This is a genomic window from Gordonia sp. SL306 (genome assembly GCF_026625785.1).
Taxonomy (GTDB): Bacteria; Actinomycetota; Actinomycetes; order Mycobacteriales; family Mycobacteriaceae; genus Gordonia.
In genome coordinates this window covers 827,618-851,651 of sequence record NZ_CP113063.1, presented here as the reverse complement: position 1 = coordinate 851,651, position 24,034 = coordinate 827,618, and the positions used below count along the sequence as shown (strand labels likewise).

The window sequence follows — 24,034 nt, the reverse complement described above, 5'->3', positions numbered from 1 at the left end:
ATCGGTCGCGCCCATGGCTTTTCGCAAACCCAAGCCGGTTCCGTTCCGGACCTCCGGTGAGGTCGACGCCATGGCCGCGGCCGGTGCCGTCGTGGGGGCTGCCCTGGTCGCGGTGCGTGCGGCCGCCGGATCCGGCGTGAGCACCCAGGACCTCGACGAGGTCGCCGAGTCGGTGATCCGCGAGGCAGGCGCAGTGCCGTCGTTCAAGGGCTATCACGGATTTCCCGGATCGATCTGCAGCTCCGTCAACGACGTCGTGGTGCATGGGATTCCGTCCTCCGACGTCATCCTCTCGGACGGCGATCTGGTGTCGATCGACTGCGGTGCGATACTCGACGGCTGGCACGGCGACTCCGCCTGGACCTTCGGGGTGGGTGCACTCTCCGAGGCCGACTCGGAACTCTCGGAGGCCACCAGACTTTCCATGGAAGCGGGGATCGCGGCCATGGTCGAGGGTGCCCGGCTGACCGACGTCTCCCACGCGATCGAGTCGGGAACGGTTGCGGCGGAACAGAAGTTCGGCCGGTCCTTCGGAATCGTCTCGGGCTACGGCGGACACGGTATCGGTCGCGAGATGCATATGGAGCCCTTCCTGGCCAACGAGGGCAAACCGAATCGCGGACCGGTCCTGGTCATCGGATCGACACTGGCCATCGAGCCGATGCTGACGCTCGGCACCACCGAAACCTCTGTGCTGGAAGATGATTGGACCGTAGTCACCGATGACGGTTCGCGGTCGGCGCACTGGGAGCACACCGTCGCCGTCACCGCGGACGGGCCGAGGATCCTCACGCCCCGTCCGGCCTGAGTCAGTGCCGACATCTCGTTCGCGATCGTCGCGGATGAACGGAAATCGGCGAATTCCCTGCGAGACGATGTCGGGTCGATTACGCTCCTCATAACTCTCACGAGTGCGAGGGGGATGCGCCGGTTGGGGTGCCCTTGATACGTTCGATCCGTATGTCCTCCACTGCCGAGCCGGTCAGGTGGTGTGTCCATCCACACGCAAATCGGTCGTGCGGACGAATCCAGTTGCTACTCTGACCTCCTGATACCTCGTGGCGAGAGGCCGTGCGATGGGCGGTGTGGGTGAACTGTCCATCGTCGACGGGTGGGTTCCGCTGGGCGTGCTGGTCCTCGGTCTGTTCGGTTTCGGATGGCTGATCATCTACCCGCGCGTGCGATATCTGTTGATCGTCGTGCCGGCGGCCGTCGTCGTGACCGTGCTCGCCACGGTCGTTGCCCAGTACCTCGTGGAAAAGGTGTGGCGTCCGTTCCCCGAACCCATCTCCACGTCTGTCTACGCCTGGGGCGGCGTCGCCCTGCTGGGATCCATCCTGTTGGTCGCGCGTTTCGTCGTCGGCCGCGGTGTCATCCAGAAGGTCACCACCGTGATCGCGGGGGTGCTGGCGATCACCCTGGGACTGGCGCACATCAACATGAGCTACGACGCGTATCCGACGGTGGATGCGTTGTTGGGAGACGTTGGCGCCGAAGAGGTCTCGCTCGCCGAGGTGGGTGAAGCCGATGCCACGGTCGTCCCGATCGGTCGGTGGCACAACCCCGCGGAGATGTCCGACGAGGGGCGGATCCTGACTGCGACCATCCCCGGGACGCGGTCGGGATTCGAGGCTAGACCTGCCGAGATCTACCTGCCGCCAGCAGTTTTCACCAGCCCGACACCGCGGCTGCCCGTTGTGGTGCTGATGGCCGGTCAGCCCGGGGCTCCCGACGACTGGTTCCTCGGAGGGCAACTCGGGACCACCATGAACGCGTTCGCGCGCAGCCACGATGGGCTCTCACCGATCGTGGTGGTCGCCGATGCCACCGGGACCGAGCTCGGCAATCCGCTCTGCATGGACTCGAAGCTCGGCAACGCGGCGAGGTATCTGACCGTCGATGTGGCCGCCTGGGTGCGCCAGAACCTGTCGGCGGCCGATACCGACCGGCGACATTGGGCCGCGGCCGGCCTGTCGTACGGGGGTACGTGCGCGTTGCAACTCGCCACCAACCATCCGGGCCTCTACCCGACCTTCCTGGACATCTCGGGCCAGTTGGAGCCGACGCTGGGTGACCGGCAACGCACCATCGACGTCGCATTCGGTGGCGACGCCGCCGCCTTTCGAGCGGTCAACCCGATGGACCTGATGGCCACGCGCCGGTATCCGGACTCGGCGGGGGCGTTCGTGGTGGGGTCCGAGGACGTCGAGTACCGCGCCGGACTACGCACCACCTACCGAGCCGCTCGACGCGCCGGAATGGACGCGCACTATTCCGAGGTCCCCGGCGGCCACACCTTCGCCGTGTGGTCTGCGGGATTCCGACAGCAGTTGCCTTGGCTCGCAGAACGATTGGGGATACCACGATGAGCGCACCAGTAGCCGATCCGTCCGCAACCGGTTCCGTCGAGACCGAGCCAGGAGGCGCGCGCCGTCGGCTGCAGGCCGTCGTGTTCACAGTGCGTCGCGTCCCGTTCACCGTCGTCATCTGGTTGGTGGTGTTCGGCATCGGCCTGTTCACCGGGTCGCTCTGGAATCATGCCTCCCACCAGAGTTGGTATGTGGACGTCGCGTTCGGGCTGCCCGCCTTGGAGGAGAACAAATGGTGGACGATCGTCACGTCGACGGTCGTCGAGCCGAGCCCGGGGAAGTACGTGATCGCCCTCGTCCTGATCGCGGTGGCGATGGGTTGGGCGGAATGGCGTCTGGGCACCGCACGCGTGGCCATCGTCGCCATCGGCGGAAAGGTGGGGGCGGAGCTGCTCGCGGTTCTGTTGGTCTGGATCTTCAGTCAGGACTTCACATCCTGGCGATGGATGGACTCCATGGCGCAGGCCCGGGGGACCGGTGTGATCACGATGGTGGTGGCCGCGGTGGCGGTGGCCTCGGCGACGTTGCGCTCGCCGTGGCGCCTGAGGGTTCGATCCCTGATCGGTGCGGTGGTCGCCATCACGTTCCTGTTCGAGGGCACGTTCGGCACCGTCCAGTACGTACTCGCGACGATCGTCATGATGCCGATCGGCGAACGCTGGTTCAGCACGGCCGAACGCGGCTATCTCCCGCGCACCCGGCGTGAGGTCCGGTTGCTCGGATGTGTCGGAATTCTGGTCATCGCGGGAGCAAACCTGTTGGTCTTCTTCTTTCCCGCGAGTGGCCCTCTCGGACCGACCGACGCGAACGACGAGTCGACCGTCTCGATGCTGGTGATCCTGGTCGTCAACCTCCTGATCGCCGACCAGCTGCGCCGTGGCAGACGGTGGGCGTGGTGGGTCGCGGTCGTTCTCGGCCTGGCCAACGTGCTGCTGACCGTGCTGGTCGTCGGCCTCGTCGCGTTCACCGACTTCGACAGCGAGGGCGGGGTCACCGTCGGCACCAGCCTGCTGTGGGCGGTGGTGCTGGCCATCCTGATCCCGGGCCGATTCGCGTTCGCGGTCCGGTGGCGGCGCAAGCGCAGCGGCGCGGTCGACGGCGATCCGGTCCACCGGGTCAAGGAGCTGCTGCGCACCCACGGTGGCGGCACGATGTCGTGGATGATCACCTGGCCGGGCAACGAGTACCTGTTCTCGGACACGGGCGACAGCGTGGTCGCCTATCAGCGGCACATGGGAACCCTGCTGGCGCTGGCCGATCCGGTCTGTCGCGCGGCCGATCTCCACGACACGGTCGCCGGCTTCATCGATCACGCCGAGAAGAGCGGCAAGACGCCATGCTGGTTCTCGGTTGGCACCGAGACCGCACGCACCGCCGACGAATTGGGTTGGCGCAGCCTGCAGATCGCCGAGGACACCATCGTCGACCTGCCGGACCTCGCGTTCAAGGGGAAACCTTGGCAGCACGTCCGATCGGCGATGAACAAGGCGAAGAAGGAGAGCATCTCGTTCCGGCTGGTGGTGCTGGCCGACGAAACGTTCTCCATCAAGTCCCAGGTCCGTGCGATCTCCGAGGAATGGGTGGGCGACAAGGGACTTCCGGAGATGGGCTTCACGCTGGGCAGCGTCGACGAGGCGATGGATCCGGCGGTCCGGGTGGCCCTCGCCCTCGACGACACCGGCAGCGTCCACGGCGTGCTGTCGTGGCTGCCGGTCTACGGGCCGGGCGCCGACGCGACCGGCACTCCGCGAGGGTGGACGCTCGACGTCATGCGACGGCGCACCGACGGGTTCGGGCCGGTGATCGAGTACTTGATCGCGTCGTCGGCGATGGCATTCAAAGAAGAGGGCGCACAGTTCATCTCGCTGTCCGGGGCTCCGCTGGCGCGCAGCGACGACGCCGCCGAGGCGGAACGGATGGACCGCCTGCTCGACAGCCTTGGTGCGGCGATGGAGCCGTTCTACGGGTTCCGGTCGTTGCACGCGTTCAAGAAGAAGTTCAATCCCCGTCACGAGCCGGTGTTCTTGTCGTTCCGCGACGAGAGTGACCTGCCCCGTATCGGATTGGCCATCTCACGGGCCTATCTGCCGGATGCCACGCCAACTCAGTTGGTACGGCTCGCCGCCTCGGGCGGCCACGACTGACGGGCGCACCGGTCAGTCGTGGACCCCGAGTTTCGTCGCGGCCTGTGAGCGTCGACGCTGTTCGTCGCGGCGGTCGTCGAACTCGGCGCGCCAGTCGACCGACAACGTGAGCCCTTGGCGCTGCGCTTCCTCGGTGCTCAGCTCCACCGGGAAGCCGAAGGTGTCGTTGAGTGTGAAGAAGTCGTCGCCGGTGATCGTGCGTTGTTCCTTGGCGATGTGACGGAGCTCGCGAAGACCCTTGTTGAGGGTGCGCCGGAACGCGCGCTCCTCCTTCTGCAAGACATTGGCGATGGTCTCCCGACGGTTCGGGACCTCGGGGTACGCGTCGGCGTACAGATCGGCGACGATGTCGACCATCGGGGTGAGCACATTGTTCTCGATCCCCAGCTCGGCGGCGAACCGGATCGCGCGTCGCAGGAGACGGCGCATCACATAGCCGGCCTCCTTGTTGCTCGGGGTCACTCCGTCGGCGGCGAGGAACACCGCGCCACGTACGTGGTCGGTCACGATCCGCATGGCGTGGGTGTGCTCGTCGTAGCTCTTGTCGGACAACCGCTCCAGTTCGGCGACGATCGGCCAGAGCAGGCTGATGCGGAACACGTCCGGCGAATCCAGGGCGGCGGCCGCGATGCGCTCGAGCCCACCCCCGTAGTCGACGTTGCGTCGGGGTAGCTCGGAGAAGGCGTCGTGCGTACCGTCGCCGTCGCCGAGAGACCCAGGCAGCGGGTTCCGGCGGTATTGCATGAACACCGAATTCCCGATCTCGAGGTACTGCCCGCCGTCGGAGTTCTGATGTGGGTGTCGCCCATGGGCGGTGTCGTGTGCCACCTGGGGGTAGAAGTAGAAGACCTCCGAATCGGGTCCGCCGGGATCCCCGACGAGCATGGCGTCGGGCCCACCGCCGCGCGACCACCAGTTCTTGTCCTGGTAGAACGCGATGCGCGCACCGCGATTGCCGACGTCGTTCCCGTGCTCCTCGGTGATGAGATCGACTCTGTCGCAGGAGATTCCGGCCTGCGCGAAGAGGTCGGTCCAGATGTCGGCACTCTCGTCGTCGCGCGGGATGCCGTGTTCGTCATCCCCGGCGAACACGCTCACGTAGATGCGCTCCGGATCGAGGCCGACGACGTCGACGAGGAAGTGCCAGAACATCGGGATCTGTTCGGATTTGAAGTAGTCGCCCAGACTCCAGTTGCCGAGCATCTCGAAGAACGTGGTGTGTCGGTTGTCGCCGACCTCCTCGATGTCCTGCGCCCGTACGCAGGGCTGGACGTCGGCGAGGCGGGTGCCTGCGGGATGTGTTTCGCCGAGCAGGTAGGGCAGCAGGGGCTGCATCCCACTGCCGGTGAACAGCGTGGTCGGATCGTCGCGGGGCACCAGGGACGCACGATCGATGATCACGTGACCGCGCTCGGCCATCAATCGGAGGTAGGCGGTCCGGATCTCCTGGGCGTCCATCGACGTATTCTCCCAGTTCGCGACCGGCCGGACAGGGCTATCGCCGATTGCCCTGTCGCATCGCTCTGTCAGGCCGAGCGGTTGTCGCTCCGCCGGGAGTGTGTTTCGTCGGCCGCGGGTTCGGCGACGGTGATGCGATCCGGGCGGGTGTAGATCACCAGCGATTCGCCGCGCACGAAGCCGACGAGGGTGATGCCGCGTTCCTCGGCGAGCTCGGCGGCCAGCGATGACGGTGCCGAGACCGCGGAGAGCATCGGGATCCCGGCCATCGAGGCCTTCTGCACCAGCTCGAAGCTGGCGCGACCGGAGACCTGCAGGATGTGGCCGGTCAGGGGGAGCAGATCGTGGAGCAGAGCCCACCCGATGACCTTGTCGACCGCGTTGTGGCGTCCGACGTCTTCGCGCAGCACGAGCAGCTCGCCGGTCCGGCCGTCGACGATGGCCGCCGCATGGAGTCCGCCCGTCTTGTCGAACACCGCTTGGCCGTCGCGAAGACGGTCCGGGAGCGCGAGAACGGTGGCGCTGTCGACGGTCAGGTCGTCTCCTGCCGGATCGAATGCCGAACGCGTCACGACCGAGTCGATACTCGACTTCCCGCACAATCCGCAGGCGCTCGTGGTCAGGAAGTTCCGGGTGAGGGCGGCATCCGGCGGCCCGACGTGGTCGGCGAGTGCGAGGTCGAGAACGTTGTACGTGTTGGTCCCGTTCTCGGTCGCGCCGGCACAGTAGCGCGCGGTCCGGAGATCGTCGACGGCTGCGAGGAGCCCCTCGGACACCAGGAATCCCGCCGCGAGTTCAACGTCGTCGCCGGGGGTACGCATGGTGACGGCCAGCGACGAACCACCCACGCGGATCTCCAACGGTTCCTCGACGGCCAGCACGTCGGCGCGTGTGGTGGGCGCCGCGCCGGCGCGGACTCTGGTCACCCGCCGTCGAGCGGTGATGCGTCCCATCGAAGGTCAGGCTACTCCCGGGACGACCGACACCGCTGAGGGCGATGCGCCTCAGACCTCCAGGACGAGGGTCACCGGGCCGTCGTTGACCAGCCGGACGTCCATGTCCGCGCCGAACTCACCGGTGGCGACGGTTGCGCCGGCATCTCGGAGGGCGGCCGTGACGGCGTCGACCAGAGGTGCGGCGACCGGCCCGGGAGCCGCGGCGCTCCACGACGGCCTGCGCCCCTTGGCGGTGTTCGCGTAGAGGGTGAACTGGCTGATCACGAGAATCGGCGCGTTCACGTCCGCCGCTGACCGCTCGCGGCCCTCATCGTCGGCGTCGAGAATGCGCAGCCGCCAGATCTTGTCCGCGAGTTTCGCGGCGTGATCGGCGGTGTCGTCGTGGGTGACGCCGATGAGGGCGACGAGTCCCTGTCGGCCGGCGGCGAGGTCGAGCTCACCGATCGTCTGCCCGTCGACGGCCACGGATGCCTCGGTGACTCGCTGGACCACAGCACGCATGCGCACCAGGGTGCCATGGCGTACCCGATCACCGCGACGGCAGACCCTGACCGCCGAGGTGTCGCCGCAGTTCGTCTCGTCCCTTCAGGCTCTGCCGGTCCGCGAGGCGCGCGAGGACCGCATCGATCCACCCGGCCTTCCTGCTGTGTTCCTCGTTGTAGGACCGCAGGCGCCCGTCGTAGTCGTCGACGCCGGCGTCCCGTGTCACGTCGTACGTCTCGTGGTGGACCACGACGCTCTGCGGCAGCCGTGGCTTGATCCCGGCCGACTCGGTCGGATCGGGCGATCCGACCGCGAGCCCGAACGTCGCGAACACCTGGTCGGGCAGCGCCAGCTCGGCGGCGATCTGGTCGGGGTGGTTGCGGAACGCTCCGACGAATGTCGCGCCGAGACCCAGTGATTCGGCCGCCACGACGGCGTTCTGTGCCGCGAGCGTCGCGTCGACGAACCCGAGGATCGTCGTCTCGAGGTACTCGGAGGCCCCGAGAACCGATCGGCGTCCCGCCGCCAGTCGTGTGGCCCGCCCGATGTCGGCGAGCCACACCAGGATCAGGGGTGCACAGCGGACGAACTCCTGTCCGCCCGCCAGATCGGCAAGTCTGCTCCGGCGTGCGGCATCCCGGACGGCGATCACACTCCACGCCTGCAGGTTCGACGATGTGGACGCCGACTGTGCGGCCGCGATGATCGACGTGAGCTGATCATCGGACACCGGGGCGTCGAGGAAGGCGCGTACCGATCGATGGGCGAGCTGCAGATCGATGGTCGGCGACCGCATCCGCAGCGACGTCACCTCCGGATCTCGATAACGCGCTCGGATGAGGTCGTCGGTGTGGACGGCTGCCGTGCTCGCGGACGCGTGTGTGGTCACGATTCTCCTGTCGCGGACGTGGTGGGACGAACGGATTCGGCGGGGCGATCGGGTGCGGGACGGGACCGTCGAGGGAGGTACGTCGCGAAGACGCCACCACCGGCGGCGGCCACTGCGCCGAGGACTGCCGCGCCCGGGCCCAGGCCGGCGATCGCGGCAACGCCCGCCAGCGCCGCCGGACCGGCGCAGGCACCGGCGTCGTGCATCAGTCGCCACGCCGACAAGAACTGCGCCCGCGCGTCCGCTGGCGCGATATCGGTACCGATCGTCATGACCAGTCCGTTGGTCAACCCGTTCGCCAGACCGAGAGTGACGGCCAGAACACCGATCCATCCGACGGTCGTTGCCGCGGGCAGCGCGATCAACGACCCGGCGAACAACGACATCGCCGGGAGTGCCGTCGCGCGTCGACCGAAGCGGTCCATCACGATCCCGGCGGGGTACGACACCGCCACGTCCACGGCACCGGCCACACCGAAGAGCAGCGCGATGACCGGGCCCGGTACCCCGACGTGATCGGCCCACAGTGGCAAGACGACGAGCCGAGAGGCCCGGAGCGCGCCGAGCGCGCAGGCACCCGCGCCGAGAGTGCACAGTGGACGCCGTTGCGCTATCAGGACCGATGACAACGAGAGCTCCTGCAGCGACGGGGGATCGGCCCCGGGATCGTCGGGCAGGGTGGCCATCAGCACACCGGCCACGACGACGGTGACGAGCTGGACGGCGAACGCGCCGGTGAAATGCCATTGGCTGACCGCCGCTGCACCGATGAACGGTCCGACGAAGTTGCCCAGCCGGTGCATGCCCGCCATCGCCGAGATGGCCCGACCGCGGTGTGAGGGCGGCACCGCCACCGTGAGATAGGACTGACGTGCCAGCCCCCATACGGCCTGCGCGAGACCCACGAGCAGGACACCGGCGACGAGCGCCGCGAGCGTGACGTCGGCGAGGCAGAATGCCACCCCGGCGACTCCTATCAGGCCCGCGACCGTGATCGCACCCCGCTCGCCGATCGCCACCACCAGACGTCCGGCGGGCAGATCGGCGAGGACCGTCCCGAGACCGCCCGCCGCGGTCACCAGCCCGGCGACCGCGACCGTGGCGCCGTGGTCGAGCGCCGCGAGCGGGATGATCGGCGCAGTGGCTCCGATCCCGACCCCGAGCAGGGCGCTGGGCACGTGGACGTGCAGCAGCAGGCCTGCCGGGCCCGCGTTTCCCGCGGCGACCGGATGTGTTGTGGCGCTGGTGTTCTTGACCTGTCTCAACTCGCGTGCGAGCCGACGCGGTCACCGGCGAACTGGCTCGCCGGCCGGGGGAGACCGAGGTGCTCACGCAGGGTGGTGCCGGTGTACTCGGTGCGGAAGATGCCGCGCTGGCACAGCAGCGGGACGACGGTCTCGGTGAACACCTCGAGTCCGCCCGGGTAATACGGCGGCATCACGTTGAAACCGTCTGCGGCACCGCTGGTGAACCACTCCTCGATGGTATCGGCGATCTGCTCCGGGGTACCGGCCACGACGCGGTGGCCGCGGGCGCCGGCGAGTCGGTGGAGAAGCTGCCGGACAGTAGGCTTCTCGCGGGCGACGATGCCGGCCACCACCTGCTTGCGGCTGCGTTTGTTGTCGGTGACGTCGCCGGCGTCGCCGAAGATGTCCTCGGGGACAGGGGCGTCGAGATCGATCTGCGAGAGGTCGACCTGGGTGATGCCACGCAGCTGGAAGAGGCCGTAGGCGGGCATCGTCAGCTCGTTGAACTCCTGCTCGAGCTGCCGGGCGCCCCGTTCGGTGTCGGCGATGAACGGACTGATGCCGGGCAGGATCTTGACGTGATCCGGATTTCGACCCAATGCCTTTGCACGAGAGCGTATGTCGGTATAGAAGGCTTGTGCGTGGTCGAGGGTCTGGTGTGCGGTGAAGATGGCCTCGGCGTACTGGGCCGCGAACGCCCGGCCGTCGTTGGAGGCGCCCGCCTGGACCAGGACCGGATGCCCCTGCGGCGAGCGCGGTGCGTTGAACGGGCCACGGACCTGTAGATGCTTGCCGACGAACTCGGCTCGGTGGATCTTGTCGGTATCGGCGTAAAAGCCTGCGTCGCGGTCGAGGACGACGGCGTCGTCCTCCCAACTGTCCCACAGACGCACGGTGGCATCGACGAACTCGCGGGCACGCTCGTAGCGGATCGCGGGATCGGGATGTGCTGGTAGACCGAAGTTCTCCGCGGCGGCCTCGCTCGACGTGGTGACGATGTTCCATCCGGCGCGTCCCTTGGAGAGGAAATCGAGGGTCGAGAACAGACGTGCGAGATTGTAGGGCTCGTAGTAGGTCGTGGACGCGGTGGCGATCAGGCCGATGCGTTCGGTCGCCGCAGCCACGCTCGACAGCAGGGCGATCGGTTCGAGCCTGCCTGCCGCGTTGTACCGTGCCTCGCTGCGCAGCGCCGGCCCATCGGCGAAGAAGATGCCGTCGAACTTGGCCGCCTCCGCGGTCTTCGCGATCTGCTGATAGTAGTCGGCATCGAAGACGCGCTCGGGCTGGGTCAACGGATGGCGCCATGCTGCCTCGTGGTGGCCTGCCGGATAGATGAAGGCGTTCAGATGCAGCTGGCGGGTCAGTTGTGAACTCATGGATTCCTATCCGTTCGAGGTGGTTTCGACACCGAGGGCGGCGAGGAGAGCCTCCCGGTGAGCGATGAACTCGGGATCTCGCAGAGAGCGCTGCGAACCCAAGGCGGCGAGACTGCGGTCGGCGACGAAACGGCCGTCGTCGAGGACCAGAACACGATCGGCGAGTGCGACGGCCTCGTCGACGTCGTGGGTCACCAGGAGCACGCCAGGGCGGTACTTCGTGCAGAGCTGTCGCAGCAACTCGTGCATCCGGAGACGGGTCAGGGCGTCGAGTGCGCCGAAGGGTTCGTCGGCCAGCAACAGGGCGGGACGGCGGACGAGAGAACGTGCGAGGGCGGCCCGTTGTTGCTCGCCGCCGGACAATTCGTTGGGCCAGGCCCGTTCGCGGTCCGCGAGACCGACATCGGTGAGCGCGTCGAGGCCCGCCCGCCGGGCGTCGTGGCCGGTGAGTCCGAGGGTCACATTGGGCAGGACGCGTGCCCAGGGCAGCAGGCGTGAGTCCTGGAAGACCACCGATGTCTCGCGCGCCACGTCGAGGACACCGGTACCGTCGACGCCTGCGTCGAGTCCCGCGACCGCCCGCAGCAGCGTGCTCTTCCCGCTGCCGCTGCGGCCGAGGAGCGCCACGAACTCACCTGCGGCGATGGTGAGGTCGATGCTGTCGAGAACGGTCCGGTCACCGTAGCGACGCGTGAGATCCCTTGTGGAGAGAACGGTTCCCGGTATCGGGTCCTGGAGGTCCGGATGAGTCGCGTCGGTGTCTCGGCCGGCGCGATCGCTCAGCTGCCCAGTGAACGTCGCCATGACAATGCCCTCCTCTCGACGGTGCGCACGGCGATGTCGCCGATCAGGCCGAAGACCGCGTAGACGACCAGGCCGACCACGACGACGTCGAGCTGTCCGTAGACCCGCGCCTGGTTCATCAGGTAGCCGACCCCCTGGGTGGCGTTGACCTGCTCGACCACCACCAGCGCGAGCCAGGAGATCGTCACCGCGAGGCGGAGGCCGGTGAAGAACCCCGGTACGGCACCGGGTAGCGCGACACGTCGGATGAACTGCCACCGAGAGAGTTTCACCGTCTGGGCCAGTTCGGCGTAGCGAACGTCGACCCCCCGCAACTGTGCGTGGGTGTTGATGTAGACCGGGATCAGCACACTGGTGGCGATGATGGTGATCTTCATGGAGTCGCCGATCCCGAACCACAGGATCGCGAGCGGGATGATCGCGAGTGTGGGTATCGCGCGTTTGATCTGGATGGGGCCGTCGATGACTGCCTCGCCGACGCGGCTGAGCCCCGACATCAGCGCCAGCACGACGCCGAGCACCACTCCGATCACGAGCGAGACCGACGCGAGGCGCAACGACGCCAGGATGTTCTCCGGAAGACGGCCGTCGGCCCACAGCTCACCGGCGGTGTCGGCGATGGTCAGTGGTGCCGGCAGCGTCCGCGGGTCGATGAAGCCGGTGGCCGAGCCGATGATCCAGACAGCCAGCAGCAGGGTCGGACCGATGAGCCAGCCGCCGGGGATGGGGCGTCCCGGCCCGAGTTGGCGGGGACGCGTTGTCCCGGTTCGGCGTTCGAGCCCATCGGTGGTGACAGTGGATGCCGGGCGCTCCCCGACGCGGCTCGGCGGGCGTACGAGGGTGGTCATCGCGACACCTCCTCCGGCTGTCGGGTGATGCCGGCCGACTGTGCCGCCTGGTCGATCACCTCGCCGAATCGACGGTCGAACAGGTCACCCGCCGACACCGGCTCGGGGAGTTCACCCGCCTTGTCGATCACGTCGATTGTGCCCTGTTGGCGCGCGATGAGAGTGTCGTCGAGCGGCGGGATGGCGGTGGTGCCGGTGCTCTGCAGAATGCGCCAGCCGTCGTCGGCGGACACCTTCTGATCGTCGACGTAGTAACTCTGGATCCACTGCTGTGGATGAGAGTTCACCCAGGCGAACGCCTTGACGAGCGTGGTGACGAGGCTCCGCAGCGCGGCGGCCTTCGCGGGCTCGGCCAACGATTCGGCCCGCGCATACACGTAACTGAGCCCTTCGGAGATCTTGCCCGCGCGTTGCTGGTCGATGAAACCTGCTCCGTCGGAACCGTAGTCGCGGAGGTAGCGGGTCAACCGGGGTTCGTTGAGGGGTGCGACGTCGACCTCGCCTGCGCCGAGCGCCTCGGAGAACTCCGACAGCTGCAGACGGACCAGGGTCACATCTTCGGTGGTCAGCCCGGCGTTCGCCAGCGCCCGCAGGACGTTGACCTGCTGCGCTGTGCCCTCGGCGTAGGCGATCTTCTTGCCACGCAGATCGGATGGGGACGTGATGCCCGCGTGCGGTTTGGTGGCGAGCACGACGTTGGTCGGCTTCACCTCGCGAGCCAGGATGATCGGAACCTGCTGACCCGTCAGCGCCGCGTGGATGGGCGGGACGTCGCCGACCGGCGCGACATCCGCGGTCCCCGCCCGAAACGCCTCGAGCACGGCTGGTCCGCCGGTGAAGTTCGCATACTCGATCGAAAAGGGGAGATTCTTGTCCAGTCCGCTTGCCCGGAGCAGCGTCTGGACGAGATTCTGCTGGTCGGCGACCACGATCCGCGTGCCGTCTGGGATGTTGGTCGGCAGTGGCGTGCTGGTGTCGAGCGCGGTGGTCTCCGGCGGTGTGCAGGATGTCACGCCCGCCGCGATGGCACTCGACAGGAGCACGGCCGCAAGTATTTTCGCAGTTCTTCGAATTCTCACGGTGCTGCTTTCTCGGAAATCATGAGTGTGGGTGTGTCGACTGATCACATTGACCGGGTTGCCGGTTTCGGCCAACCGTTAAGTTCCCGGTGGGCTTTTGTTGGACGGTTGTCTCATCCGGTCGGATCGGTGGACGGAATAGTGCGCGGGAGGGGGACGTTGCGAGGTGCATGACTTCGGACAGAGCAGCCCATGTCGCACGATTCGGCACCCACGGGGCCTGGAGCGGGTGGGGGAAGTACACACCAGACCAGGCACGGGCCATCGAGGAACTCGGATACGGCACGATCTGGCTCGGTGGATCGCCCGAGAATCTCCGGCCGATCCGCAAGGTGCTCGAGGCCACGGAGGACATCACCGTTGCCACCGGCATCGTGAACATCTGGAACACCGACGCCGCGACGATCGCCGACGAGTACCTCGAGCTCGAGTCCGACTTCCCGGGCCGTTTCTACCTCGGCATCGGCGCGGGCCACCCCGAGGCGACCGCAGAGTACAAGAAACCGTACGAAGCGGTCGTCGACTACCTCGACGTGCTCGACAGCAAGGACGTGCCCGCCGAGCGTCGCCTGCTCGCCGCACTGGGCCCGAAGATGTTGAGGCTCTCCGCCGATCGCGCACTTGGTGCGCATCCGTATCTGACGCCGCCTGCCCACACTGCACAGGCACGCGAGATCCTCGGCCCCGGTGTGTTGTTGGCGCCCGAGCACAAGGTGGTGCTCGACACCGATCCGGAGGCCGCCCGTGCGGTCGGGCGCCCGCCGGTCGACAAGCCCTACCTACACTTGCGCAACTACGTGGCGAACCTGAAGAGGCTCGGCTGGACCGACGACGACATCTCCGGCGGTGGAAGCGATGCGCTCATCGACACCCTTGTGGCGCATGGTGATGCGGCGTCGGTGCGCGCCCAGGTCGACGCGCACCTGTCGTCGGGGGCCGATCATGTGGCGGTCCAGGTGCTCGGCGACGGTGACCCCGTCCCGCCGCTGGCCGCGATCCTGCGCGCCGGCTGACACCTCGGTGGACCGCCGCCGCCGGCGAAGTCCCCATCCGCAGGTCGAGTAGCCGGCGAAGTCCCCATCCGCAAGTCGAGTAGCCGGCGAGCTTGCGAGTCGGCGTATCGAGACCATCTCCGCGACAGATGGATACGGTGCTCTCGATACGCCATCCGCGTGCGCTCCGGGCTACTCGATCAGCGGGCGCGAAAACCTAGGTAAGCGCGTAGGTGACGTTGACGTTGAATGTCAGCGTCTGCTCGCCGGGCTCTACCGGGACCCGGGTGCCACCCACCGACGAGTCCCGCTGGAGTGGCGTCGGCTGGTCCTGGCCGCTGGTCGATTCGGAGATGGTCTGCACCTTGCCGAGCGAGTCGCCGGCCAGTTGCGCGTATTGATCGGCACGGCTGCGCGCGTCGTCGAATGCCGCCTCACGCGCCTTCTTCATCAGGTCCGAGTCGTCGTCGATGGCGAAGCTGACATTGCTGATCCGGGTGTTGTTGCCGCCCGCGGTGGCGGCAGCGGCCAAGACGTCGGACGCCTTGCCGATGTCGCGGATCGTGACGCGGACCGTGTTGGTGGCCTGATAGCCGGAGATCCCGCTGGTGCCGCCGGGCACCGGGCTGGAGTACTGCGGGCTCAGGTTCACCTGCTGGGTCTGGATGTCCTTGCGCTCCACGCCTGCCGCGACCACGGCGTCGGTCACCTGTTTGACCTTCGCGCTCGCTTCGTTCAGTGCGCTGGAGACGTCTGCGGCCGTCGCCTCGACGCCGATATCGGCACGCAGGGTGTCCGGTGTGCCGGTGACTTTCCCGCTGCCCACGACCGTCACCGTGCGTGGCTTGTCGCCGTTGTCGTCACTGCCGCAGGCGGATACGCCGAGTACGGCGACCACGACGGCGGCGACGGCCACCACACGCGCGAACGACGCGCCGCGGGTGCTCACACCGGCTCCTTCAGAACGAGGCCGACGGCCCAGCCGACAAGCGAGATCACGATCGCGCCGAAGATCGCCGACCAGAAGAAGTCGTCCACAGCCAGACCCCAATGGGTGGTGTTGCGTGTGATCCACGCGGTGATCTCCAGCATGAACGCGTTGATCACCACGTGGATGAGGCCGAGCGTGAGGATGTAGAGGGGGATCGAGAGGATCTGGACGATCGGCTTGATGATCGCGTTGACGACGCCGAAGATCAGCGCCACCACGACGACGATCCCGAACTTCTCCCAGTTCGTCGAGCCGCCGACGAAGTCGAGACCCGGGACGATCAGGGTTGCGATCCACAGGGCGAATCCGGTGAATGCGGAACGAATCAAGAACGCGGACATGGCCAACAGTGTGCCAGGCGATGATGCTGAATCGGTGATGGCCGCCTGGTCCGACGATTCGTCGGTCCCGAGGATCGTCAGCCGGCGGTGATCTGATCTCGGCGGGCGCTGACCATCGCCCGGACGGCCTCGTCGGGCATGGGCGTGTCGGGCTGGAAACGGATCGTGCCCTTCTCGAGGTCGAAGCCGTCGAGTCTCGGGGCGGCCGCCGCCACCGCGTCCTGGCTGAACGGATAGACACCGATGTGCTTCTTCGTCCGCATGACAGAGAGGAGCGGCTTGCCGCGGTACGTGAGCGCCGGCATGCCGTAGCCGGTGCCCTGCTCGGTGTCGGGGACCAGCTCACGGGCGATCGAATAGACGCGCTCGATGGCGTCGCGATCGTCGGGGTCGAGTCCGGCAAGGTAGTCGTCGACGGTGCCCATGCCGCCTATTCTTCCGTTTCGAGGCGGGTCCGGTGGCGTTCGGTGAGTTCCGACATCGACTCGAGAAGGTCCCGCAACGCATCCAATTCGGCGGTTGAGTGGCCGTCGAACAGGTGTTGTCCCTCGGTGACCATGGGACCGTAGGCCGCCCAGACGCGCTCACGACCATCGTCGGTGAGTTCGACGAGGACTCGCCGCCGGTCGGCAGGCGACGCGTTACGGCGGACGAATCCCTTCTCCGTGAGCCGATCGATCAACGCCGTCGTCGCGGCAGGACGCAGACCTGTCGCGACGGCCAGCTCGCCCGCGGAGCGCGCGCTCTCGCTCAGCCAATCGAGACACCGCAGGTCGGCCGGTCCGACACCGAGCCGGCGGGCCACCACGTCGTCGAACGCCTGGACGGTCCGCTGATAGCCCTGCAGCGCCCGCCCGACATCGTCGAGCGCCGCTTGACGAGACCGTGACATCGTGCTTCCCTTTCGAAATACGAAAGATTCGAACTTCGAATCGTACGAGTTTCGTACGAAAGGATCATGTCATGCGGGCACTGGTGGTGGGTGGTGGAATCGCCGGTCCGGCCACGGCGATGGCGTTGCAGGCGATCGGTGTGGATGCGGTGATCCTCGAGGCGCGCCCGGCAGGAGGGGACGGCGCCGGGTCGTGGTTCACGATCTCGCCGAACGGACTGGCGGCGCTCGACGCGATCGGGGCGCTCGGTCCGGTTCGCGAGCTCGGCGTACCCACCCGCCACAACGTGATGGCCGGTGCGACGGGCAGGCGGCTCGGCGTGCTCCCGCTGGGATCCCCGTTGGCGGACGGCACGCCCGCCCTCTCCTTCAAACGATCCGAACTCGCCGCGGCGCTCCGCGAAGGGGCGCGCGACCGCGGCATCGAGGTCCACGACGACGCTCGGGTCGTCGCGGCCGACGAGAACGCGTCGGTCACCCTCGCCGACGGACGGCGGCTGGCCGGCGATCTCGTGATCGGGGCCGACGGAATCCATTCGGTCGTCCGCGCGGCGATCGACCCGGGCGCCCCGCGCGGTCGGTACGTGGGGCTCGCCAATTTCGGCGGTGTCACCCGCGGGCCGGACGCCGCGCACTCGCTGCCGGTCGAATCCTGGTACTTCGTGTTCGGGCGGCGGGCATTCTTCGGTGCCCTGCCGACCCCCGACGGCGACGTCGTGTGGTTCGCCAACGTTCCGCGCGGCGCGATCTCGCAGACGGAACGGGCCGCCACCTCCGACGAGCGGTGGCGCGAGATCCTGGTCGAGCTGGCCGAGGCGGACGACGGTCCGTTCGCCGGGCTCATCCGCGATGGCCAACTCGAACTCGCCGCCGACAACACTTACGACCTGCCGTCCGTGCCGGTGTGGCACCGCGGGCGCGTCGGGCTGGTGGGCGATGCCATCCACGCGCCGGCGCCCAGTTCCGGGCAGGGTGCGTCGATGGCACTCGAAGACGCGGTGGTGATGGCCGCCTCGCTGGCCGGATCGCGCGATGTCGAGGCAGGCTTCGTGGTGTTCGAGAGTGCCCGCCGGGCGCGGGTGGAGAGGATCGTGGCGCTCGGTGCCCGGTCGAGTAGCACCAAGACGCCGACGGGACTGACCCGGATGCTCAACGACGCCGTGATGACACTGGTCTTCCGCTACCTGGTGACCGAACGTTCGCAAGCGTGGATCTTCGACCATCGGGTGCGGCTGGATCCGGCCGGCCGGGTGTGGCCCTGACCGCTGTCGGTGGTCTCGCCGCTGCTGGCGGTTTGGACTGTTCCGCCAGTTCGCGTAACATAGAACGTCGGTGTGCATCGCACGCCGGTCCTTGCGTGTCATCCGGCAGTTCGCCGAGTGACGTCGAGGGTCCGACGCGCTTCACCGCCGATGAGACCGGTCACCCGATTCGGTGTCATCACACTAACGGATAAACACGGTTTCAACCGGGCTTCCGACCTACGGGTCTGATCGAGGAAGCCCCGGGTGAGCAGCCAGGATCGCGGAGGACATGGCGAAAAAAGACGGGGCCATCGAGGTCGAGGGACGAGTCATCGAACCCCTGCCCAATGCGATGTTTCGTATTGAGCTGGAGAACGGTCACAAGGTTCTCGCCCACATCAGCGGCAAGATGCGGCAGCACTACATCCGCATCCTGCCCGAGGACCGGGTCGTCGTGGAACTCTCGCCGTACGACCTCGGTCGTGGGCGCATCGTTTATCGGTACAAGTAAGACTTCCCCGGAACACGGGTAAGAACCACAGCGGCGGCGCAGTCGCCGCTGAAGGAAAACACCGACGGGCGCGGCACTGCCGTACCCGACCATTCAAGGAGAAGCGGACGTGAAGGTTCAGCCGAGCGTCAAGCCGATCTGCGAGAAGTGCAAGGTGATCCGTCGTAACGGTCGGGTCATGGTGATCTGCGAGAACCTGCGTCACAAGCAGCGTCAGGGCTGATCACGGCAACCCTCCGGGTCGCTTGAAGGACAACTGAATATCGACGAAGCACTCCCAACACCAGTGTCGACAAACGGGTCGACGCCCACCTCCGGTTCAGAGGCCGGAGCCCGAATGGCCGGACACAACGGTCCGGCAACAGATTCGGGACGGACTGGGAGCAGACCTCTGACAAGAAAAGGAAATCCGCCACATGGCACGTGTTGCTGGTGTGGATCTCCCCCGCGAGAAGCGGCTGGAGATCGCACTGACCTACATCTACGGAGTTGGGCGTACCACCTCCCAGGAGATCCTCGAGGGCACCGGGCTCAGCCCCGACCTTCGTGCAAAGGATCTCACCGACGCAGACGTCGCGAAGCTGCGTGAGTACATCGAGGCCTCGGTGAAGGTCGAGGGTGACCTGCGTCGCGAGGTGCAGGCCGATATCCGTCGCAAGATCGAGATCGGCTGCTACCAGGGTCTGCGCCACCGTCGTGGCCTGCCCGTCCATGGCCAGCGCACCAAGACGAATGCCCGCACTCGCAAGGGCCCGAAGAAGACCATCGCCGGGAAGAAGAAGTAATGCCTCCTAAGTCACGTAGCGCAGGCCCCAAGAAGGGCACCCGCCGTCGCGATAAGAAGAACGTCCCGCACGGCAGCGCACACATCAAGTCGACGTTCAACAACACCATCGTGTCGATCAGCGACCCCAGCGGAAACGTCATCAGCTGGGCGTCCTCGGGACACGTCGGTTTCAAGGGCTCGCGCAAGAGCACCCCGTTCGCGGCACAGCTCGCTGCGGAGAACGCTGCGCGCAAGGCCCAGGAACACGGCGTCAAGAAGGTCGACGTGTTCGTCAAGGGACCGGGCTCGGGTCGCGAGACCGCCATCCGGTCGCTGCAGGCCGCCGGCCTCGAGGTCGGCACCATCTCCGATGTCACCCCGCAGCCGCACAACGGCTGCCGTCCGCCCAAGCGGCGCCGGGTCTAGCGGGAAAGGGAGGACTAGAAAACCATGGCTCGTTATACCGGCCCCGCAACAAAGAAGTCCCGTCGTCTTCGCGTCGATCTGATCGGCGGCGATCAGGCGTTCGAGCGTCGCCCCTACCCGCCCGGCCAGCACGGCCGCTCGCGGATCAAGGAGAGCGAATACCTGCAGCAGCTGCAGGAGAAGCAGAAGGCCCGCTTCACCTACGGAGTGATGGAGAAGCAGTTCCGTCGCTACTACGAAGAGGCCAACCGTCGCAACGGCAAGACCGGCGACGAGCTGCTGAAGATCCTCGAGACCCGCCTCGACAACGTCGTCTACCGGGCCGGCCTGGCCCGTACCCGTCGTCAGGCCCGTCAGATGGTCACCCACGGACATCTCACCGTCAACGGTGTGAATGTCGACGTGCCCAGCTACCGGGTAAGCCAGTACGACATCATCGACGTCCGTCCGAAGTCGCTGCAGACCGTGCCGTTCCAGATCGCCAAGGAGATCCAGGGCGACCGTACGGTCCCGGGTTGGCTGCAGGTGGTCCCGTCGACGCTGCGCATCCTCGTGCACCAGGTGCCCGAGCGCGCCCAGATCGACGTGCCGCTCACGGAACAGCTCATCGTCGAGTTCTACTCGAAGTAATCGTCACCGCGACTACACAACGACAGACACGCCAGACAGCAACAGCTGTTCGGTCCACCTTCTAGGCCGTCAAATAGCGGTCGGCCACAAGGAGAATCAACGAAATGCTCATCTCACAGCGACCCACTCTGACCGAGGAGATCATCGCCGAGGACCGCTCGAAGTTCGTCATCGAGCCCCTCGAGCCGGGATTCGGCTACACCCTCGGAAACTCGCTGCGTCGTACCCTGCTCTCGTCGATCCCGGGCGCTGCGATCACCAGCATCCGTATCGACGGTGTCCTGCACGAGTTCACCACCGTCCCCGGGGTGAAGGAAGACGTCACCGACGTCATCCTGAACCTCAAGGGCCTCGTGGTCAGCTCCGAAGAGGACGAGCCGGTCACCATGTACGTCCGTAAGCAGGGTCCGGGAACCGTCACCGGCGCCGACATCGTGCCGCCTGCCGGTGTCACCGTGCACAATCCCGATCTGCACATCGCCACCCTGAACGACAAGGGCAAGCTCGAGATCGAGCTCGTCGTCGAGCGGGGCCGCGGATACGTCCCGGCCGTGCAGAACAAGGCATCGGGTGCGGAGATCGGCCGGATCCCGGTCGACTCCATCTACTCGCCGGTGCTCAAGGTGACCTACAAGGTCGAGGCCACCCGTGTCGAGCAGCGCACCGACTTCGATCGGCTCGTGCTCGATGTGGAGACCAAGAACTCGATCACCGCTCGGGACGCGCTCGCTTCGGCGGGCAAGACCCTGGTGGAGCTGTTCGGGCTCGCCCGGGAGCTCAACGTCGAGGCCGAGGGCATCGAGATCGGACCATCGCCGGCCGAGGCCGACCACATCGCGTCGTTCAGCCTCCCGATCGAGGATCTCGAGCTGACCGTCCGGTCCTACAACTGCCTCAAGCGCGAGGGTGTGCACACCGTCGGCGAGCTGGTGGCGCGGACCGAGTCGGATCTGCTGGACATCCGCAACTTCGGCCAGAAGTCGATCGATGAGGTCAAGGTCAAGCTGCACGCACTCGGACTGTCCCTCAAGGACAGCCCGGCCAGCTTCGACCCGTCGCAGGTCGCCGGTTACGACCCGGCTACCGGAACGTGGTCGGATGACGCGTCGTTCGACGCCGACTCCGGTGAGGATTTCGCTGAAACCGAGCAGCTGTAAGGCTGTCGCCAAACCCTGACTTCCGGTCGTGAGATCGTGAGTTTCTTCTAGGAGAAGACAATGCCCAAGCCCACCAAGGGTGCCCGCCTCGGCGGGTCGGCCAGCCACCAGAAAGCGATGCTGGCGAACCTCGCCACCTCGCTCTTCGAGCACGGCCGCATCACCACCACCGAAGCGAAGGCGAAGCGGCTGCGCCCCTACGCCGAGAAGCTGATCACCCACGCGAAGGCCGGGTCGCTTGCCCACCGTCGCGAGGTCATGAAGGACATCCGGGACAAGGATGTCGTGCACACCCTGTTCGCCGAGATCGGCCCGTTCTTCGCGGACCGTCCCGGTGGTTACACCCGCATCATCAAGACGCTGCCGCGCAAGGGCGACAACGCCCCCATGGCCGTGATCGAGCTGGTGCGCGAGTCCACCGCGAGCAGCGAGGCCAGCCGTGCGACCCGCGTCGCGGCCTCCAAGAAGGCGGCCGAGGACAAGCTCGAGGCGACCGAAGAGGTCGTCGCCGAGAATGACGCAGCCGACGCCGACAACGTGGTGGAGGCCGTCGAGGCCGACGCCACCGACGCCGAGGTCGAGAACGCCGACGCTGTCGCCGAGGCCGTCGACGACCAGTCGAGTGCGGCCACGGCAGATGACGCCGCAGCCGACGAGAAGAAGTCGGACGACTGAGTCCAGAGCAGTTGTCAGAACCCGCCGTCACCGCATCTGGTGACGGCGGGTTCTCTCGTCCTGTGCCGAGCCTGTCCGTGCGACTGCGTCTCGACGTCTCCTACGACGGCACCGACTTCGCCGGGTGGGCACGGCAGATCGGCCAGCGCACCGTCTGCGGACTGCTCGAGGACACCCTGGCCACCGTCCTGCGGGTGCCGGTACGGCTGACCGTCGCCGGGCGCACCGACGCGGGGGTACACGCCACTGGACAGGTCGCACACGCCGACATCCCGCAGTCCGCGCTGGAGACCAGGTCGATCGGTGGTGACCCGTCGCGCCTGGTCGGCCGGCTGGCGAAGATGCTGCCCGACGACGTCCGCGTGCGCGCGATCGGACCGGTCAGCAAAGACTTCGATGCGCGGTTCTCGGCCTTGCGCCGGCACTACGTCTACCGGCTCACCGATGCGCGGTGGGGTGCGGAACCGGTCGCGGCGCGGACCACCGCGGCCTGGTCCCGGTCGCTCGACATCGACGCGATGAACGTCGCGTCGCGCTCGTTGCTGGGACTCAACGACTTCGCGGCGTTCTGTCGTCGTCGGGAGGGCGCGACGACAATCCGCGATCTCCAGCGCTTCGACTGGGCGGCCGACGCCGACGGTGTGCTCGTGGGCCGGGTCAGCGCCGACGCCTTCTGCTGGTCCATGGTCCGCTCACTGGTCGGGGCTGTTGCGAGCGTCGGCGACGGTCGGCGCGACCTGGAGTGGTGCCGCGGACTCCTCTCGGAGACGTCGCGCAACAGCCGGATACCGGTGGCCGACGCGCGTGGCCTGTGCCTGGTCGGCGTCGACTACCCGGGCGACGACGAGCTCGCCGCCCGCAATGTGATCACCCGTGATGTCCGGGACTCGGCGTCGGGAGGGTGCTGCGGGGGCTGACCTCCCGCCCATCCCGCCCATCTCGCCGACAGCAACCGGAATGTCGCCGACAGCAACCGGAATCTCGCCGAGAGAACCCGATGTCGGGCCGCGGTTGCCGGGCTTGCGTTGCTCTCGACGCGATACAGGTTGCCGTCGGCGGGTTTCAGGTTGCTGTCGACGGGGGAGGGGTGGCCTCGATGACGGCGTCGACGATGATCCCGGTATCCGTGAGATAAGCGACGATCATGTCGCCCAGCATCTTTCGCTGAGTCGTACGTTGGTCGGGGGCGGTGAGGTCGCGGTCGAAGAGCGTCTTGAAGGTGTAGCGGTTGGCAACCCGGAAGAAGCAGAAGCTGCTGATCGCGAGGTGCACGTCGAGTGCGTCGACGTCGGTCCGGAAGATCCCACGATCCCGGCCGACCTCGAGGATGCGTCCGAGGATGTCGACGGCGGGACTGCCGAGTTCCTGCACCGCCGCGGAGTTCTTGATGTGCGCACCCTTGAGGATGTTCTCGCCGGCGACGATGCGGATGAAGTCCGGATTGCGGTCGTGGTGGTCGAAGGTGATCTCCGCGAGCTGCCGGATGGCGGTGACCGGATCGTCCTCGATGTGCGTGACGCGTTGTTCGAGTCGACGGATCTTCCCGTACGACGTCTCGAGGACGGCCTCATAGAGGCCATCCTTGTCGCCGTAGTAGTAGTAGATCATCCGCTTGGTGGTGTGGGTCTTGGCGGCGATCTCGTCCACACGTGCACCCGCGTAACCCTTGTTGGCGAACTCCTTGGTGGCCACGGCGACGATGTTCGCCCTCGTGCGTTCGCTGTCGCGGCGGCGTACGGTCTCGGTGGTCACCTCA

The 24,034-nt window shown here is 67.0% G+C and carries 27 protein-coding genes; 13 read left to right on the top strand and 14 right to left on the bottom strand.

All coding sequences use genetic code 11. The features are described 5' to 3' along the window. The first annotated feature begins 13 nt into the window (after nt 1-13). From map to OVA31_RS04095, 3 genes are all read left to right on the top strand, one after another. Nucleotides 14-808, top strand: a complete 795-nt coding sequence (map, locus tag OVA31_RS04105) for a type I methionyl aminopeptidase (RefSeq protein WP_267629830.1) — start codon at nt 14-16, stop codon at nt 806-808. Nucleotides 809-1,076: 268 nt separating this feature from the next. Then, nucleotides 1,077-2,369, top strand: coding sequence for an alpha/beta hydrolase (locus OVA31_RS04100; RefSeq protein WP_267629829.1), 1,293 nt, complete (start codon nt 1,077-1,079; stop codon nt 2,367-2,369). After that, the gene (locus OVA31_RS04095) at nt 2,366-4,513 is read left to right on the top strand and encodes a bifunctional lysylphosphatidylglycerol flippase/synthetase MprF (RefSeq protein WP_267629828.1); all 2,148 of its coding nucleotides are present in this window, start codon (nt 2,366-2,368) and stop codon (nt 4,511-4,513) included. Before OVA31_RS04100 ends, OVA31_RS04095 begins: the two co-directional genes overlap by 4 nt. 12 nt (nt 4,514-4,525) lie before the next feature. Here the strand turns inward: OVA31_RS04095 and OVA31_RS04090 are convergent, their stop codons facing one another. The 9 genes from OVA31_RS04090 to OVA31_RS04050 all read right to left on the bottom strand — a co-directional run bounded on the left by OVA31_RS04090 (nt 4,526) and on the right by OVA31_RS04050 (nt 13,617). Next, the gene (locus OVA31_RS04090; RefSeq protein WP_267629827.1) at nt 4,526-5,971 is read right to left on the bottom strand and encodes an alanine--tRNA ligase-related protein; all 1,446 of its coding nucleotides are present in this window, start codon (nt 5,969-5,971) and stop codon (nt 4,526-4,528) included. A gap of 68 nt (nt 5,972-6,039) precedes the next feature. Further along, entirely contained in the window at nt 6,040-6,924 is an 885-nt protein-coding gene (gene fdhD, locus OVA31_RS04085; protein ID WP_267629826.1) for a formate dehydrogenase accessory sulfurtransferase FdhD, read from the bottom strand. Between the two features lie 51 nt (nt 6,925-6,975). Then, nucleotides 6,976-7,428, bottom strand: coding sequence for a D-aminoacyl-tRNA deacylase (gene dtd / locus OVA31_RS04080; protein WP_267629825.1), 453 nt, complete (start codon nt 7,426-7,428; stop codon nt 6,976-6,978). 28 nt (nt 7,429-7,456) lie between these two features. Then, nucleotides 7,457-8,299 (bottom strand): nitroreductase family protein, encoded by an 843-nt coding sequence (locus tag OVA31_RS04075; RefSeq protein ID WP_420714137.1) that lies wholly within the window; start codon nt 8,297-8,299, stop codon nt 7,457-7,459. Next, nucleotides 8,296-9,564 carry an MFS transporter gene (locus tag OVA31_RS04070; RefSeq protein ID WP_267629824.1) on the bottom strand — a complete coding sequence of 423 codons (1,269 nt, stop codon included), beginning with the start codon at nt 9,562-9,564 and terminating at the stop codon, nt 8,296-8,298. Before OVA31_RS04070 ends, OVA31_RS04075 begins: the two co-directional genes overlap by 4 nt. Further along, the gene (locus OVA31_RS04065; RefSeq protein ID WP_267629823.1) at nt 9,561-10,922 is read right to left on the bottom strand and encodes an LLM class flavin-dependent oxidoreductase; all 1,362 of its coding nucleotides are present in this window, start codon (nt 10,920-10,922) and stop codon (nt 9,561-9,563) included. The genes OVA31_RS04070 and OVA31_RS04065 overlap by 4 nt, the downstream gene beginning before the upstream one ends. Before the next feature lie 6 nt (nt 10,923-10,928). Then, the gene (locus tag OVA31_RS04060; protein ID WP_267629822.1) at nt 10,929-11,726 is read right to left on the bottom strand and encodes an ABC transporter ATP-binding protein; all 798 of its coding nucleotides are present in this window, start codon (nt 11,724-11,726) and stop codon (nt 10,929-10,931) included. Then, a complete protein-coding gene (locus OVA31_RS04055) occupies nt 11,702-12,574 on the bottom strand; it encodes an ABC transporter permease (RefSeq protein WP_267629821.1) in 873 nt (290 codons plus the stop codon). The genes OVA31_RS04060 and OVA31_RS04055 overlap by 25 nt, the downstream gene beginning before the upstream one ends. Next, nucleotides 12,571-13,617: an ABC transporter substrate-binding protein gene (locus OVA31_RS04050; protein ID WP_267629820.1), complete on the bottom strand. Its 1,047-nt coding sequence runs from the start codon at nt 13,615-13,617 to the stop codon at nt 12,571-12,573. The genes OVA31_RS04055 and OVA31_RS04050 overlap by 4 nt, the downstream gene beginning before the upstream one ends. 206 nt (nt 13,618-13,823) lie before the next feature. Here OVA31_RS04050 and OVA31_RS04045 point away from each other — a divergent pair, with 206 nt between their 5' ends. Further along, the gene (locus OVA31_RS04045; protein WP_267629819.1) at nt 13,824-14,666 is read left to right on the top strand and encodes an LLM class F420-dependent oxidoreductase; all 843 of its coding nucleotides are present in this window, start codon (nt 13,824-13,826) and stop codon (nt 14,664-14,666) included. 196 nt (nt 14,667-14,862) lie between these two features. Here the strand turns inward: OVA31_RS04045 and OVA31_RS04040 are convergent, their stop codons facing one another. From OVA31_RS04040 to OVA31_RS04025, 4 genes are all read right to left on the bottom strand, one after another. Beyond that, a complete protein-coding gene (locus tag OVA31_RS04040) occupies nt 14,863-15,594 on the bottom strand; it encodes an SIMPL domain-containing protein (protein ID WP_267629818.1) in 732 nt (243 codons plus the stop codon). Beyond that, the gene (locus OVA31_RS04035; RefSeq protein WP_164308731.1) at nt 15,591-15,977 is read right to left on the bottom strand and encodes a phage holin family protein; all 387 of its coding nucleotides are present in this window, start codon (nt 15,975-15,977) and stop codon (nt 15,591-15,593) included. The genes OVA31_RS04040 and OVA31_RS04035 overlap by 4 nt, the downstream gene beginning before the upstream one ends. 77 nt (nt 15,978-16,054) lie before the next feature. Continuing rightward, nucleotides 16,055-16,402 carry an iron chaperone gene (locus tag OVA31_RS04030; RefSeq protein WP_267629817.1) on the bottom strand — a complete coding sequence of 116 codons (348 nt, stop codon included), beginning with the start codon at nt 16,400-16,402 and terminating at the stop codon, nt 16,055-16,057. A gap of 5 nt (nt 16,403-16,407) precedes the next feature. Next, nucleotides 16,408-16,869 carry a MarR family winged helix-turn-helix transcriptional regulator gene (locus tag OVA31_RS04025; protein ID WP_267629816.1) on the bottom strand — a complete coding sequence of 154 codons (462 nt, stop codon included), beginning with the start codon at nt 16,867-16,869 and terminating at the stop codon, nt 16,408-16,410. A 71-nt stretch (nt 16,870-16,940) separates the two neighbouring features. On the opposite strand from OVA31_RS04025, the gene OVA31_RS04020 reads away from it, so the two are divergent. The 9 genes from OVA31_RS04020 to truA all read left to right on the top strand — a co-directional run bounded on the left by OVA31_RS04020 (nt 16,941) and on the right by truA (nt 23,195). Next, on the top strand, nt 16,941-18,131 hold the full coding sequence (locus OVA31_RS04020; RefSeq protein WP_267629815.1) for an NAD(P)/FAD-dependent oxidoreductase: 1,191 nt from the start codon (nt 16,941-16,943) through the stop codon (nt 18,129-18,131). Between the two features lie 271 nt (nt 18,132-18,402). Beyond that, nucleotides 18,403-18,624 carry a translation initiation factor IF-1 gene (gene infA / locus OVA31_RS04015; protein ID WP_005170487.1) on the top strand — a complete coding sequence of 74 codons (222 nt, stop codon included), beginning with the start codon at nt 18,403-18,405 and terminating at the stop codon, nt 18,622-18,624. Nucleotides 18,625-18,733: 109 nt separating this feature from the next. Beyond that, a complete protein-coding gene (gene rpmJ, locus OVA31_RS04010) occupies nt 18,734-18,847 on the top strand; it encodes a 50S ribosomal protein L36 (RefSeq protein ID WP_005207978.1) in 114 nt (37 codons plus the stop codon). Nucleotides 18,848-19,040: 193 nt separating this feature from the next. Further along, nucleotides 19,041-19,409, top strand: coding sequence for a 30S ribosomal protein S13 (gene rpsM / locus OVA31_RS04005; protein ID WP_267629814.1), 369 nt, complete (start codon nt 19,041-19,043; stop codon nt 19,407-19,409). After that, nucleotides 19,409-19,816 carry a 30S ribosomal protein S11 gene (rpsK, locus tag OVA31_RS04000; RefSeq protein ID WP_161062115.1) on the top strand — a complete coding sequence of 136 codons (408 nt, stop codon included), beginning with the start codon at nt 19,409-19,411 and terminating at the stop codon, nt 19,814-19,816. The genes rpsM and rpsK overlap by 1 nt, the downstream gene beginning before the upstream one ends. A gap of 24 nt (nt 19,817-19,840) precedes the next feature. Beyond that, nucleotides 19,841-20,446: a 30S ribosomal protein S4 gene (gene rpsD, locus OVA31_RS03995; RefSeq protein WP_267629813.1), complete on the top strand. Its 606-nt coding sequence runs from the start codon at nt 19,841-19,843 to the stop codon at nt 20,444-20,446. A gap of 104 nt (nt 20,447-20,550) precedes the next feature. Beyond that, complete coding sequence (locus OVA31_RS03990) at nt 20,551-21,603, top strand: DNA-directed RNA polymerase subunit alpha (protein WP_267629812.1); 1,053 nt, start codon at nt 20,551-20,553, stop codon at nt 21,601-21,603. A 60-nt stretch (nt 21,604-21,663) separates the two neighbouring features. Continuing rightward, nucleotides 21,664-22,278 (top strand): 50S ribosomal protein L17, encoded by a 615-nt coding sequence (gene rplQ, locus OVA31_RS03985; RefSeq protein WP_267629811.1) that lies wholly within the window; start codon nt 21,664-21,666, stop codon nt 22,276-22,278. Nucleotides 22,279-22,289: 11 nt separating this feature from the next. Then, nucleotides 22,290-23,195, top strand: coding sequence for a tRNA pseudouridine(38-40) synthase TruA (gene truA, locus OVA31_RS03980; protein WP_420714136.1), 906 nt, complete (start codon nt 22,290-22,292; stop codon nt 23,193-23,195). A gap of 145 nt (nt 23,196-23,340) precedes the next feature. Here the strand turns inward: truA and OVA31_RS03975 are convergent, their stop codons facing one another. Then, on the bottom strand, nt 23,341-24,030 hold the full coding sequence (locus OVA31_RS03975) for a TetR/AcrR family transcriptional regulator (RefSeq protein WP_267629809.1): 690 nt from the start codon (nt 24,028-24,030) through the stop codon (nt 23,341-23,343). Nucleotides 24,031-24,034 lie beyond the last annotated feature (4 nt).

What these genes read in the sequence shown, in the direction of transcription:
- map (WP_267629830.1), top strand. Translation starts at nt 14, where the DNA reads ATGGCTTTTCGCAAACCCAAGCCGGTTCCGTTCCGGACCTCCGGTGAG.
- OVA31_RS04100 (WP_267629829.1), top strand. Translation starts at nt 1,077, where the DNA reads ATGGGCGGTGTGGGTGAACTGTCCATCGTCGACGGGTGGGTTCCGCTG.
- OVA31_RS04095 (WP_267629828.1), top strand. Translation starts at nt 2,366, where the DNA reads ATGAGCGCACCAGTAGCCGATCCGTCCGCAACCGGTTCCGTCGAGACC.
- OVA31_RS04090 (WP_267629827.1), bottom strand. Translation starts at nt 5,971, where the DNA reads ATGGACGCCCAGGAGATCCGGACCGCCTACCTCCGATTGATGGCCGAG.
- fdhD (WP_267629826.1), bottom strand. Translation starts at nt 6,924, where the DNA reads ATGGGACGCATCACCGCTCGACGGCGGGTGACCAGAGTCCGCGCCGGC.
- dtd (WP_267629825.1), bottom strand. Translation starts at nt 7,428, where the DNA reads ATGCGTGCTGTGGTCCAGCGAGTCACCGAGGCATCCGTGGCCGTCGAC.
- OVA31_RS04065 (WP_267629823.1), bottom strand. Translation starts at nt 10,922, where the DNA reads ATGAGTTCACAACTGACCCGCCAGCTGCATCTGAACGCCTTCATCTAT.
- OVA31_RS04060 (WP_267629822.1), bottom strand. Translation starts at nt 11,726, where the DNA reads ATGGCGACGTTCACTGGGCAGCTGAGCGATCGCGCCGGCCGAGACACC.
- OVA31_RS04055 (WP_267629821.1), bottom strand. Translation starts at nt 12,574, where the DNA reads ATGACCACCCTCGTACGCCCGCCGAGCCGCGTCGGGGAGCGCCCGGCA.
- OVA31_RS04045 (WP_267629819.1), top strand. Translation starts at nt 13,824, where the DNA reads ATGACTTCGGACAGAGCAGCCCATGTCGCACGATTCGGCACCCACGGG.
- OVA31_RS04035 (WP_164308731.1), bottom strand. Translation starts at nt 15,977, where the DNA reads ATGTCCGCGTTCTTGATTCGTTCCGCATTCACCGGATTCGCCCTGTGG.
- OVA31_RS04030 (WP_267629817.1), bottom strand. Translation starts at nt 16,402, where the DNA reads ATGGGCACCGTCGACGACTACCTTGCCGGACTCGACCCCGACGATCGC.
- OVA31_RS04025 (WP_267629816.1), bottom strand. Translation starts at nt 16,869, where the DNA reads ATGTCACGGTCTCGTCAAGCGGCGCTCGACGATGTCGGGCGGGCGCTG.
- OVA31_RS04020 (WP_267629815.1), top strand. Translation starts at nt 16,941, where the DNA reads ATGCGGGCACTGGTGGTGGGTGGTGGAATCGCCGGTCCGGCCACGGCG.
- infA (WP_005170487.1), top strand. Translation starts at nt 18,403, where the DNA reads ATGGCGAAAAAAGACGGGGCCATCGAGGTCGAGGGACGAGTCATCGAA.
- rpsM (WP_267629814.1), top strand. Translation starts at nt 19,041, where the DNA reads ATGGCACGTGTTGCTGGTGTGGATCTCCCCCGCGAGAAGCGGCTGGAG.
- rpsK (WP_161062115.1), top strand. Translation starts at nt 19,409, where the DNA reads ATGCCTCCTAAGTCACGTAGCGCAGGCCCCAAGAAGGGCACCCGCCGT.
- rpsD (WP_267629813.1), top strand. Translation starts at nt 19,841, where the DNA reads ATGGCTCGTTATACCGGCCCCGCAACAAAGAAGTCCCGTCGTCTTCGC.
- OVA31_RS03990 (WP_267629812.1), top strand. Translation starts at nt 20,551, where the DNA reads ATGCTCATCTCACAGCGACCCACTCTGACCGAGGAGATCATCGCCGAG.
- rplQ (WP_267629811.1), top strand. Translation starts at nt 21,664, where the DNA reads ATGCCCAAGCCCACCAAGGGTGCCCGCCTCGGCGGGTCGGCCAGCCAC.